We start from the raw sequence: 236 nt of genomic DNA, 5'->3' as shown, positions 1-236 counted from the left end.
TACTCGGGGCGCTCTCCGCCGAGGCGGGGGCCGCCCTGGCGGGGGAGTACGGGCAGGTGGCCCCCTCCTACCGCCTGGCCCTAAGCCTCAACCTGGCGGACCTCTTCCGGGACCGGGGCCCCGCCCTCCGGGCCCTCGAGGCCCGCGCCGAGGCCGCCCGGCGGGAGGCGAGGGTGCGGGTGGCGGAGGCCTTCTTCCGTTGGCTCGCCGCCCGGGAGGCGGCCCGGACCGCCGCC

At 80.5% G+C, this 236-nt stretch carries 1 pseudogene; it reads left to right on the top strand.

The window, feature by feature from the left end:
• Window positions 1-236, top strand: a pseudogene (locus ACYQ0J_RS13610) (TolC family protein); the annotation flags it as partial.

The sequence above is a fragment of the Thermus sp. FJN-A genome (assembly GCF_054655095.1).
Note: the sequence above shows the minus strand (reverse complement) of the source record. Positions and strands in the feature narration are given on the sequence as shown.